This is a genomic window from Actinopolyspora xinjiangensis, from assembly GCF_900104475.1.
Classification (GTDB): Bacteria; Actinomycetota; Actinomycetes; order Mycobacteriales; family Pseudonocardiaceae; genus Actinopolyspora; species Actinopolyspora xinjiangensis.
Window position 1 is genome coordinate 320,307 of sequence record NZ_FNJR01000002.1, and the last position, 11,393, is coordinate 331,699.

An 11,393-nucleotide genomic window follows, 5' to 3' on the forward strand; every position below is an offset into this window, starting at 1 on the left:
GGTTCGGTGGGCCGATACATACTGCGGCGCCTGCTGCAGTTGATTCCGGTTTTCATCGGAACGACGTTCATCATCTATTCCCTCGTGTGGGCCCTGCCAGGGGATCCCTTCGCGGGCAAGTGCGGATCCCGAGCTTGCCCGGAGGCCTACGTCCAGATGATGACCGAGAAGTACAATCTCGACGAACCGTTGCCGGTGCAGTACGTGCTGTACCTGGGGCAGCTGTTCCAGGGCAACTTCGGAGAGACCTTCTCGGGACTCGAGGTCAGTACGCTGATCCAGAACGCGTACCCGGTCACCATCAAGCTCGCGGCGATCGCGCTGGTCTTCGAGGCCGTGATCGGTATCGCGGCGGGAATCCTGACCGCGCTGCGCGGCAACGGCTTCGTGGACAACCTCGTGCTGGCCGCGACCCTGTTCCTGATCGCCGTGCCGGTCTTCGTCAGCGGTTTCGTGGTGCAGATCGTCTTCGGCGTCCAGCTGGGCTGGATGAACCCCTCGGTCAGTACCGATCCGACCATCGGCGAGCTGGTGGTTCCCGGGCTGATTCTCGGCAGTCTGTCCATGGCCTACATCGCCAGGCTCACCCGCACGGCGATGTTCGAGAACAAGCGCGCGGACTACATCCGCACCGCCAACGCCAAGGGGCTCAAGCCGCGCCGGGTCGTCTCGGTGCACATGCTGCGCAACTCGCTGATCCCGGTGATCACCTTCATCGGCACCGACTTCGGTGCGCTGATGGGCGGGGCCATCGTGACCGAGGGCATCTTCAACATCCCCGGCATCGGCAACCTCGTCTTCCAGGCGATCGGCGGCCAGGAAGGAACAACCGTTACGGGCGTCGTCACCCTGCTAGTGATCGTCTACCTGCTGATGAACCTGCTGGTGGACATTCTCTACGCGGCTTTGGACCCGAGGATCCGATATGACTGAATCAATCCGAGAGCAGGCGGATTCGACGGACACCGCGAACACCGGCGACCAGGATGTCTCGCGTTCCGGCGAGCAGAAGCCCAAGCTCGAAAAGCAAGTGGGACTCTGGGGCGACGCCTGGCGCGACCTGCGCAAGCGCCCGTTGTTCATCGTGGCCAGCATCATCATCCTGCTGCTGGTGGTGATGTCGGCGTTCCCGTGGTTGTTCACCTCCGTCGATCCCAACGAACAGCTGCTCAGCAAGGCGAGGCAGGGGCCCTCGCCCGAAGCGTGGTTCGGCTACGATCACCTCGGCAGGGACGTCTACGCCCGGGTGATCTACGGCACCAGGTCCTCGATCCTCGTCGGAGTGCTCGCGACTTCCCTGACCGTGGTACTCGGTTCGATCTTCGGACTGATCTCCGGTTACTTCGGCAGGAAGACGGACGTACTGGTCTCCAGGTTCGCCGAGATATTCCTGGGGCTGCCGTTCGTGCTCGGCGCGATCGTCATCCTGTCGGTGTTCAACGCGGGGATCACCAGCCCCAGCGGAGTCCGGGTCATGAGCCAGGTGGTCCTGACCATCGGCGTGCTGGCCTGGCCTATCTCGATGCGCATCATGCGTTCGGCGGCCATCGCGGCCAAGCAGCAGGACTACGTCAACGCCGCCAAGGCGCTGGGTGCCAGCCACAGCAGGATCATCTTCAAGCACGTGCTGCCGAACTGCATCGCTCCGGTGATGGTCTACGCCACCATCGCGCTGGGCCAGATGATCGGGCTGGAGGCGACGCTGTCCTACCTGGGGCTCGGGCTCAAGGCGCCGGTCGTCTCCTGGGGAATGATGATCTCGGTCTCGCAGCAGTACATCATCAGCACGCCGCACATGCTGCTGTTCCCCGCGGGCTTCCTGGTGATCACGGTTCTGGCGTTCGTGATGCTCGGTGACGCGGTGCGCGACGCGCTGGACCCGAAACAACGGTAGTAAGGAGGGCCGCTGTGTCGGCTACCGACGAGAGCACGGGCGGCTCGACGAAGCCGCGGCTGCTCGAAGTGGAAGACCTGCACGTCGAGTTCCGCACCCGCGAGGCCACGGCCAACGTGCTCAACGGAGTGGGGTATCACGTCGACGCGGGGGAGACCCTCGCCGTGCTCGGCGAGTCCGGCTCCGGCAAGAGCGTCACGGCGCAGAGCGTGATGGGCATCCTGGACACTCCGCCGGGCTTCGTGACCAAGGGCGCCATCCGTTATCGCGGTGAGGAGCTCCTCGCCGCGACGGAGGACCGTCGCCGTGAGTTGCGGGGCGAGAACATGGCGATGATCTTCCAGGACGCGCTCTCCGCGCTCAACCCGGTTTACACCGTGGGATTCCAGATCGCCGAGCAGTTCCGATTCCGGCGGGGGATGTCGCGCAAGGACGCGATGGCCAAGGCCGCCGAGATGCTGGACATGGTCAAGATCCCCAACGCCAAGCAGCGCGTGAAGGAGTTCCCGCACCAGTTCTCCGGCGGTATGCGGCAGCGCGCCATGATCGCCATGTCGTTGGCGCTGGACCCGGACCTGCTCATCGCCGACGAGCCGACCACCGCGCTGGACGTGACGGTGCAGGCCCAGATCATGGATCTGCTCGACGAGCTGCGCCGCGAACGCGGCATGGGAATGATCCTGATCACCCACGACCTCGGTGTGGTCGCCGAGGTCGCCGACCGCATCGCGGTGATGTACGCCGGTCGGGTGGTGGAGGAATCCGACGCGGAGTCGCTGTACGAGCGCCCCGCGCACCCCTACACCGAGGGGCTGATGGAGTCCATTCCCCGGCTGGACCAGAAGGGCGAGCAGCTGGCCAGCATCAAGGGGCTCCCGCCCAACCTCGCGAACATCCCGGAGGGGTGCCCGTTCCACCCGCGCTGCCACCGCGCCACGGACGAGTGCCGCCGGAAGGTTCCGGAATTGCTCGAACTCCGCCCCGGGCGCTACAGCGCCTGCCACTTCGCCGAGGAGTTGATCAGCAGTGAGTGAGCCGATCCTGCAAGTTCGCGACCTGGTCAAGCACTTCCCGGTGCAGCAGGGGATCGTGTTCAAAAAGACCATCGGCCACGTGCGGGCGGTGGACGGGGTCTCCTTCGACCTCAACCGGGGTGAGACGCTGGGCATCGTCGGCGAGTCCGGCTGTGGCAAGTCCACACTGGCCCAGGTGCTGATGCGGCTGGAGCAGCCCACCAGCGGCAGCGCGCTGTTCGAGGGCGTGGACATGTTCGGCAAGAAGAGCGCCTCCCAGCTTCGTCAGCTGCGCAGGGACATGCAGATCGTGCTGCAGGACCCCTACACCTCGCTGAACCCCCGCAAGACGGTGGGCGACATCGTGGGGGAGCCGTTCGAGATCCATCCCGAGGTGGCGCCGAAGGGCGACCGGCAGCGGCGGGTGCAGGAGCTGCTCGACACCGTCGGGCTCAACCCGGAGCACGTGCGGCGCTATCCGCACCAGTTCTCCGGTGGGCAGCGGCAGCGGATCGGCATCGCCCGCGCGCTGGCGCTCAAGCCCAAAGTGATCGTCTGCGACGAACCGGTGTCCGCGCTGGACGTCTCCATCCAGGCACAGGTGATGAACCTGCTGGGGGACCTGCAGTCCGAGTTCGGCCTGTCCTACATCTTCATCGCCCACGACCTCGGAGTGGTGCGCCACCTCTCCGACCGGGTGGGTGTGATGTACCTGGGCAAGATGGTCGAGAACGGCACCGAGGAGCAGATCTACGAGCACCCGCAGCATCCCTACACCCAGGCGCTGCTGTCCTCGGTTCCCGTCCCCGACCCTTCGGTGCGCGACCGCAGAGAGGCCATCCGGCTCACCGGCGACGTGCCCAGTCCGGCGAACCCGCCATCCGGCTGCCGGTTCCGCACCAGGTGCTGGAAGGCGCAGGACATCTGCGCCGAGCAGGAGCCCGAGCTGGCCGTGCGGCGCGACGGCGGCCGCATCGACCTCGAACTGGCCGACGGTCACCCCAGTGCCTGCCACTTCGCCGAACGGCACGAGCACGTCGTCTCCTGAGGTGGGCGCTGCCTCCTCGAAGGTCACCTCTTCGTGGTGGTGGGGCGTCGATTTCGCGAGAAATCGACGCCCCAGTACGGCGGTACTCACCCCCTGACCCCGCCCACGAAATCGCGGCGCCGCTGTGGTTGGAACGTTGCTGAGCTCCGACCACCCTCGCAGGCCGAACCCCGACCACTCACGCGGCTCGCGCCGCCGCGGGTTCTCCGGGGAGTGCCTCGCGAGGACGCCGGAGACGTGGCGTAGTGCCTACTCGATGTCTCCGGACCCGCGGCGAGGCGCCCCGGAGGTTCCGCCGAGCGACCACTCAAGGCAGACCGGGCGGACGAACCGTTTCACCGAGAGACGAACTCCGCGAGATCGGCGGACTGCTTGATCCGCGAGGGTTCGTGCACGTACATCATGTGTCCGGCGGGGTAGTAGCGGACCTCGATGTTGTCGCGCAGTTCCCTCGGGATCTCCAGCTGGGCCAGGGTGTGCTCGGCCGCGAAGTACGGCGTGGCGCCGTCGGTGTGACCGCATCCCACGTGCACCCGCAGGTGCGGATTGGTGCGCATCGCCTTGGCCAGCTTGTCCGTGGCGGTCACCGACATCCCCTCGAAGTCCTCGTAGGACCACGGGTGGACCCGTGCCGAGAGCACCTCGTAGGGCAGGTCGCTGGCGTAGTCCAGTTCCTGCCGCAGGTAGTGGTTGATCCCCGCCGAGTAGGCCCCCATGACTCCCGAGACGCTGGGGTCGTCGGAGAGGTGCTCGCCGCCCGCGTCGGGTTCCCAGCCGGTGAAGCGGCCGTCCATCCGGCCGACGGTCAGGCGCTGGTCCCGCAGCAGCTCGGTGAAGAACCGCAGGTGCTCGATCCGCAGGTTCACCCGGTCCACGTAGTCGTGGCTCAGCCCGGTCAGCTCGGCGGTGCGCCGGACCATCTCGGCGCGGTCCTCGTCCGACAGCCGGGCACCCTTCCGCAGCGCCCAGGGGTAGTCCCGCGAGGCGAACTCCTCGGCCTCGTCCAGCACCTCGCGCAGCGGCCGTTCCCCGTGCTTGCCGTGGTGGTGCGCGATCGCCGCGTAGGTAGGCAGGTACAGGCTGTAGGGCAGATCGTTGCCCTCGGTGAAGCGTATGGTCCCCATGTCCAGCACCGCCGAGATCAGCAGCAGCCCGTTCGGGTAGAGCCCGTGCTTGCTCTGCAGGTGCTCGGCCAGCGAAGCCGCCCGCAGCGTGCCGTAGGATTCCCCGGCCAGGTACTTGGGGGACAGCCAACGGCCGTTGCGCGTGGTCCACAGCCTGATCAGCTCCGCCACCGACTCGATGTCGCGCCGGTAGCCGTGGAAGTCGCCCGGCTTGCCGCCCCGTACCGCTCGGGAGAACCCGGTGGAGACCGGGTCGATGAACACCAGGTCGCTGTGGGCCAGCAGCGTCTCCGGATTGTCCGCCAGGCCGTACGGGGGCGCGGCGAGCTGGCCGGCGTCCCCGGAGACCACCCTGCGCGGTCCGAGGAGCCCCAGGTGCAGGAAGGTGCTGGCCGCTCCCGGACCACCGTTGAACGCGAACGTGACCGGTCGGTCCCCCGAGCCGGGGGAGTCGGCGACGTAGGAGGTCACGAACATCTCCGCGCCCGCGACGTGCCCGTCGAACTTGCCGTCGGTGTAGCTCTCCTCCCGCAGCACGTACCGGCCCGCCGTGGCGGTGTAGGAGAGCTGCTTGCCGTTGGCCGTGATCGTGTGGTGCGTGCTCACGAGCTCGTCGGTCGGCTCGGCGGTGGTCGTGCTCGATTGCCGGCTCGCTTCGCCGGTGTTGTCGGTTTCCTCACTGGCTGTCATAGGGCGCAGCCTAGTAGTGCGATGTTTCGTCCCGCTGCGCTCGGCCGCACGACGTTCCCTGCCGCCTCTTTGTGCTCTCGGTTCCGGCACGCGTACTCGACAGTTGGTACTTCGCTCGCTCCAACGGAGCATCAAATCCGAAAGGGCGTTCCGAAGGGACTCCGTGAGGTTCGTCGGCGTGAGGTTCGTCGGCGCGGGGCCGAGAACCACGGCATGATGTGCGCTCTCGAGCAGGTATGCACCGACGGGGATCGAAGATCATCGAATGTGGGCTACGACCGTGGGGGTCAGGCTGCCGATCAGGAAAGTTCATCCGTCGGTGACGAAGAGGCGTCGCTACCGCCCGTTTCTGCCCAGGGGGTTCGTGTCCGTCGTGTCTGTTCTCCCGTGCCGTTGATGAATCGGACTTCGGGGTAGCACCGCGCGTTTCGTGCTGGTGCCGTGTCAACGCTGCGTAAGAGCCGTGTCAGTGAAGTGCGTCATGGTCGTTGTGACTTGCCTCGGCATGCGAAATGAGGGGGCACGGTGTTCGGACAGGTGGGTGGCGGAAGCGATATTGCTGACTACCTCCCGCGAGCTGTGAACACAGTCGCAGTACGTGCGATCGGAACAGCGATCGCACGGTCGCTGAAAACCCGATGATTACCAGGATGGATCAAGCTGACTTCGTGTGAGAGATGGACTGAAATATGGCCACGGATATGTCGGCACTCGCTTTTTTGGGAACGAACAAGGTAGGAGTGGTCAACAAGGAAATCCCCTCTGCGGGGCCGTGCGACGTCGTGGTGCGTACCACCACGTCGATGATCTGTCCCACGGACGTGCACACGGTCAGTGGTGTGTTCGCGATTCCTGAGGGGCGCACTCTCGGTCATGAGAGCGTAGGGGTGGTGCACGAGATCGGTGATCAGGTTACCGGATTCCGCGAGGGGGACAGGGTGGCGGTGTGCGCGATAACCCCTTGTGGAAAATGCGATTATTGCCAGCGAGGTCATTCGGCTCAGTGCAACGGAATGTTGGGCGGGTACAAATTTACTGCTCAAAAAGAGGGGGCGTTGGCCGAATATTTTCACGTGAGCGACGCCGACTTCAATCTCGTTCATGTTCCGGACGCGCTCTCCGATGAGCAGGCATTGTACGCCAGCGATGTTCTGACGACCGGGTTGGCCGGTGCGGAAGCCGCACAGGTCCCGCCCGGCGGCACCTTGGTCATCGTCGGCCAAGGTGCGGTGGGGCTGTGCGCGACGCTTTCCGCACGGCTCTTGGGGGCGGGGCTCGTCATCACCGTTGCCACGAAAGCCGACCGGGCGAGAATGTCCGAGAAGTTCGGTGCCGATGTTGTGCTGGATCCACGACACGGTGATCCGGTCGATCAGGTCAAGGACATCGTGGGACGGGACGGAGTCGATGCGGCGATCGAGGCGGTAGGATCGCGCTCCACTTTTGAAACATGTGTCCGGGTGACGAACGCGATGGGTACGATCGTGAATCTCGGATACCACGGGGAGGGAACCACCGCGCCGTTGACCGTCCCGGTCATTCCGTTCGGGCTCGGTATGAGCGACAAAACTATACGAGCGGTTCTCTGCCCCGGCGGGCGCGAGCGTATGCTGCGCCTTTTTCGGTTGTTGCGGAACGGTCGGGTCGACCCGACTCCCATGACTACGCATCGTTTTGGTTTCGATGATGTCGAGCGCGCCTACAAAATGATGTCGAACAAGAGTGACGGAATAATTAAGCCGCTTGTCACGTACGCCTGGTGATCAGGTCGAAGCTCTGTTGAATCGAGGAAATGCTTGATGGTTGATTATTTCGGTCGAGCTGGTGTGATAGGTTGTGGATACGATGTTCCGCGCCACGTTCGGCGCAACGACGATCCGGCCTACGATCAACTCAACAGATCCAGGAACAGGCACGGGTTGTTCGAGTCCGACATGTTCTACGGGCTGGACAGGAGACGTTTCCTCGAGGCGGATGAAACCGTTGAGGATTTGATGGAGAACGCATGTCTGAGAGCGCTCGACAGGGCGGGGGTGTCACCTGATTCCATCGACCGGCTGTACGGGTACGGAAGTGTGCCCGCCTACTACATGCCGAACGGGTTGTTCGCCGTTCACCAGCGGGTGGGGATTTCTGAGAATGCGATGGTGGTTCCGATCAACTCGGAGTACGCCAATTTTCTGCTTGGAATGATACACGCCGCTGAATTCGTTAACTCGGGAAGTGGTAGATACGCTCTCGTCGTATGCGGCTGCAACTGGACCGGGTACATGGACTATACGAGAGGCCACGCGTTCAGCATCGGTGACGGGGCCGGAGCCGCGGTCGTGGGGCCGTCCGATGATTTCGCTGTCGTCGACCATGAGGTGCGGACTTTCAGCGACCACTACCACGCGTTGACGATGGGGATGCGTACGACGAAGGTGACGGGGCGTACCCAGTTACCGGTGGATCCCCGCACCAACCTTCCGGTACCCACCTACGACATGACCGATTCCGGAGTCGAGATACTGGGAACGGTGATGCGGGACGGGATTCCGGATCTGGTTCACAGTGTGCTCGGGCGTCACGATATCGATCCGGGGAAAGTCGCGTTGATCACGCACCAGGGATCCAAGCTGCTGATGGAGCACTGGGGAGAGCGTATCCAGCCCGGAGAATACTTGGAAACGCTCGCCGAGTACGGGAACATGACGCTGGCTACCTACCCCGTCAATCTGGCGCACTTCTTCGACGAAATCAATTCGGATTACCTGGTGATCGCTGCTGTGGGGGCGGGAGTGTATCTTTCCGTTTTGCTTCTTTCCAGGAACAGCACGAAGAAGGAAGAGTAAAAATGTCCGAGCGTCGGAGTAAGTCGGACCGAGATACGGAGAACAGTTTGATTTCCGGTGCTTCCGCGCTCGTTCGGGCTCTTGAAGAGGAAGGTGTTGAGGAGATCTTCGGGATACCGGGAGGAGCGATTCTGCCCTTCTACGACGCGCTTTTCCGGTCGAGGAGAATTCGTCATGTTCTGACGCGTCACGAACAAGCGGCGGGATATGCCGCTACCGGGTATGCCGCGGTGAGTGGGCGCGTCGGGGTTTGTGTCGCCACGTCCGGGCCCGGCGCGACCAACCTGATCACGCCGATCGCCGACGCCTTCATGGATTCGGTTCCCGTGGTAGCCATAACCGGCCAAGTCCCCACCGATGCCATCGGAACCCAAGCATTCCAGGAGACGGACGTCATCGGCATAACGAAGCCGATTACGAAGTGGAATCACCAGCCGCGAACGGTGCGCGAGATACCCGAGGTCGTGCGAGACGCCTTCGACACGGCCAGGTCCGGACGTCCGGGCCCGGTGCTCATCGACATCCCCAAGGATGTCCTCCAGAAAGAGGACCGAATCGAGGGTGCTCTTCGAGCGCCCCCCGAGCCTCGTTCCTCGACGGAACCTCCGAGCACGCAAGGAATCAACCACGCGGCTGAGCTGCTACTGCGAGCGCGCAGACCTGTCCTCTACGTGGGCGGTGGTGTGGTCCGAGCCAGCGCTCAGAAGGAGCTGGAGCGCTTGGCCGAGCTGACGAACGCACCGGTGACGACCACTTTGACGGCGCGTGGGGCGTTTCCGGACTCGCAGCCACGATGCCTTGGTATGCCAGGTATGCACGGCTCGGTTGCCGCTGTGTACGCGTTGCAACGAAGCGATCTGCTGGTCGCGTTGGGAACCAGGTTCGACGACCGCGTCACGGGCGAACTCTCGAGTTTCGCTCCGAAGGCGAGAGTCGTTCATGCGGATATCGATCCCGATGAGATCGGTAGAAAGCGAGCCCCCGACGTAGGTCTGCTCGGTGATGTCGCGAACACCCTGAGGGAGCTGCTGGATGCCCTCCGGAAGTTGTGTAACCAAGGGGATGCATTTTACCTGGACTCGTGGTGGGAAGAGCTCGACGGCGTTCGTTCCCGTTTTCCGCTGGGCTGGGAAGAGCCCCTTGATGGAAAGCTCTCTCCGCAGCATGTGATCAAGCGGCTGGGCGAGCTCGCCCGGCAGGACACGATATTTACGTTGGGCGTTGGTCAGCACCAGATGTGGGCGGCACAGCTTCTGTCGCTCGACGAGCGGCGTCGTTTGATCACCTCCGGTGGCCTCGGGGCCATGGGTTATGCGATTCCGGCGGGTATAGGGGCGAAGCTCGCGAGCCCGCACAGGACAGTATGGGTTATAGACGGTGACGGGTGCCTGCAGATGACCGGTATGGAACTCATTACATGCGTGCTCGAGAAGATTCCGGTCAAGGTTGCCGTCATAGACAACGACAGCCTGGGTATGGTGCGTCAGTGGCAAAATCTTTTCTATGGAGAGCGCTACAGCGATACCGACCTGTACACGCACCAAGGTCAGGGGTTGCGCATCGCCGAGTTGGCCGAAGCCGTGGGATGCGTAGGGATCAAGTGTGAGACGCCGGCGGAAATCGACTCGGTGATAACGCGGGCCGAGGAGATCGTTGACAGGCCGGTGGTGATCGATTTTGTGGTAAGCAAGCAGGAGATGGTGTGGCCCATGGTGGAGCCCGGAAAGCCGAACGACGAAATCATGGTTTCCCGGGAATTCCGCCCGCGGTTCGACGCGGAAGAATAATTCCGTTTCCGTGTGTCGCTCAGGTGTACGGCGGTTCGCCGGGCGAGCCGGTGAATGATCCGTACCTCGCGGGTGGGGAAATCGTTGAACTTTCGTGACAGCAACGATCATCGGGGCAACCGGCCCGGCGGCCCGCGTGAGCCCGCCCGGGACTCGGCCCGCACGGATGTGCCACCGTGAACGCGGTGAACGAGACGTATTCCCGGCCGCTCGTCCCGGCGGAGGTCGAGCCGGTCGGTTCGGCGGCCGGGGCCGCGACGTTGGCCGAGCTGGACGAGGCGGTCACCCACTGCTCCGCCTGTCCGAGGCTGGTGAACTGGCGCGAGCGGGTGGCCACGGAGAAACGCGCCGCCTTCCGGGAGCAGTCGTACTGGGTCAGGCCCGTGCCGGGATTCGGACCCGCGGACGCCTCGCTGGCACTCGTGGGGTTGGCCCCGGCCGCCCACGGCGCCAACCGCACGGGGCGCATGTTCACCGGGGACCGCTCCGGAGAGGTGCTCTACCGCGCGTTGTTCGACGTGGGCCTGGCCTCGGCACCGAACTCCGAGTCGGCCGACGACGGTCTTCGACTGTACGGTACGCGGATCACCGCCCCGGTGCGGTGCGCCCCTCCGGCGAACAAGCCGACCCCAGCCGAGCGCGACACCTGTTCTCCGTGGCTGGCGCGGGAGCTGGAGCTGCTGCGTCCGACCCTGCGGGTCGTGGTGGTGCTGGGCGGTTACGGCTGGCAGGCCCTGCTCCCGGTCCTGGCTGCGGCCGGGTGGGAAGTGCCCCGCCCGAAACCGAGGTTCGGGCACGGCGCGCGGGTCAAGCTGGGCGGTGCCGGAGGTGGTGCGCTGTTGCTGCTGGGCTGCTACCACGTCAGCCAGCAGAACACCTTCACCGGCAGGCTCACCCCGGAGATGCTGCGTGCGGTGCTCACCGAGGCGAGAGACGCGGCTGGACTGGGCCCGGGCGGCTGAGAAACATCCGGTTCGGCGTCGATTCCTCGCGAAACCGCAGG

At 64.4% G+C, this 11,393-nt stretch carries 9 protein-coding genes; 8 read left to right on the plus strand and 1 reads right to left on the minus strand.

Annotated features, from left to right (window positions below; translation table 11 throughout):
* Positions 1-6 precede the first annotated feature (6 nt).
* The 4 genes from BLQ75_RS04125 to BLQ75_RS04140 are packed head-to-tail and all read left to right on the plus strand — an operon-like array spanning position 7 to position 3,955.
* Positions 7-933: an ABC transporter permease gene (locus BLQ75_RS04125; protein WP_092597950.1), complete on the plus strand. Its 927-nt coding sequence runs from the start codon at positions 7-9 to the stop codon at positions 931-933.
* Positions 926-1,894, plus strand: a complete 969-nt coding sequence (locus BLQ75_RS04130; protein ID WP_092597953.1) for an ABC transporter permease — start codon at positions 926-928, stop codon at positions 1,892-1,894. Before BLQ75_RS04125 ends, BLQ75_RS04130 begins: the two co-directional genes overlap by 8 nt.
* 14 nt (positions 1,895-1,908) lie before the next feature.
* Positions 1,909-2,928: an ABC transporter ATP-binding protein gene (locus tag BLQ75_RS04135; protein WP_092597956.1), complete on the plus strand. Its 1,020-nt coding sequence runs from the start codon at positions 1,909-1,911 to the stop codon at positions 2,926-2,928.
* The gene (locus tag BLQ75_RS04140; protein WP_092597959.1) at positions 2,921-3,955 is read left to right on the plus strand and encodes an ABC transporter ATP-binding protein; all 1,035 of its coding nucleotides are present in this window, start codon (positions 2,921-2,923) and stop codon (positions 3,953-3,955) included. Before BLQ75_RS04135 ends, BLQ75_RS04140 begins: the two co-directional genes overlap by 8 nt.
* A gap of 335 nt (positions 3,956-4,290) precedes the next feature.
* On the opposite strand, the gene BLQ75_RS04145 is transcribed toward BLQ75_RS04140, so the two are convergent.
* Positions 4,291-5,769, minus strand: coding sequence for a S10 family peptidase (locus BLQ75_RS04145; RefSeq protein WP_092597962.1), 1,479 nt, complete (start codon positions 5,767-5,769; stop codon positions 4,291-4,293).
* Between the two features lie 689 nt (positions 5,770-6,458).
* Here BLQ75_RS04145 and BLQ75_RS04150 point away from each other — a divergent pair.
* The 4 genes from BLQ75_RS04150 (at position 6,459) to BLQ75_RS04165 (ending at position 11,352) form a co-directional block, all read left to right on the plus strand.
* Positions 6,459-7,532 carry an alcohol dehydrogenase catalytic domain-containing protein gene (locus tag BLQ75_RS04150; protein WP_092597965.1) on the plus strand — a complete coding sequence of 358 codons (1,074 nt, stop codon included), beginning with the start codon at positions 6,459-6,461 and terminating at the stop codon, positions 7,530-7,532.
* Between the two features lie 36 nt (positions 7,533-7,568).
* Positions 7,569-8,603: a 3-oxoacyl-ACP synthase III family protein gene (locus BLQ75_RS04155; RefSeq protein ID WP_092597968.1), complete on the plus strand. Its 1,035-nt coding sequence runs from the start codon at positions 7,569-7,571 to the stop codon at positions 8,601-8,603.
* 2 nt (positions 8,604-8,605) lie between these two features.
* Complete coding sequence (ilvB, locus tag BLQ75_RS04160; protein WP_092597971.1) at positions 8,606-10,390, plus strand: biosynthetic-type acetolactate synthase large subunit; 1,785 nt, start codon at positions 8,606-8,608, stop codon at positions 10,388-10,390.
* A 185-nt stretch (positions 10,391-10,575) separates the two neighbouring features.
* The gene (locus tag BLQ75_RS04165; protein WP_092598423.1) at positions 10,576-11,352 is read left to right on the plus strand and encodes a uracil-DNA glycosylase; all 777 of its coding nucleotides are present in this window, start codon (positions 10,576-10,578) and stop codon (positions 11,350-11,352) included.
* Positions 11,353-11,393 lie beyond the last annotated feature (41 nt).

Coding starts and splice junctions, on each gene's coding strand:
- BLQ75_RS04130 (WP_092597953.1), top strand. CDS start 926: ATGACTGAATCAATCCGAGAGCAGGCGGATTCGACGGACACCGCGAAC.
- BLQ75_RS04145 (WP_092597962.1), bottom strand. CDS start 5,769: ATGACAGCCAGTGAGGAAACCGACAACACCGGCGAAGCGAGCCGGCAA.
- BLQ75_RS04150 (WP_092597965.1), top strand. CDS start 6,459: ATGGCCACGGATATGTCGGCACTCGCTTTTTTGGGAACGAACAAGGTA.
- BLQ75_RS04155 (WP_092597968.1), top strand. CDS start 7,569: ATGGTTGATTATTTCGGTCGAGCTGGTGTGATAGGTTGTGGATACGAT.
- ilvB (WP_092597971.1), top strand. CDS start 8,606: ATGTCCGAGCGTCGGAGTAAGTCGGACCGAGATACGGAGAACAGTTTG.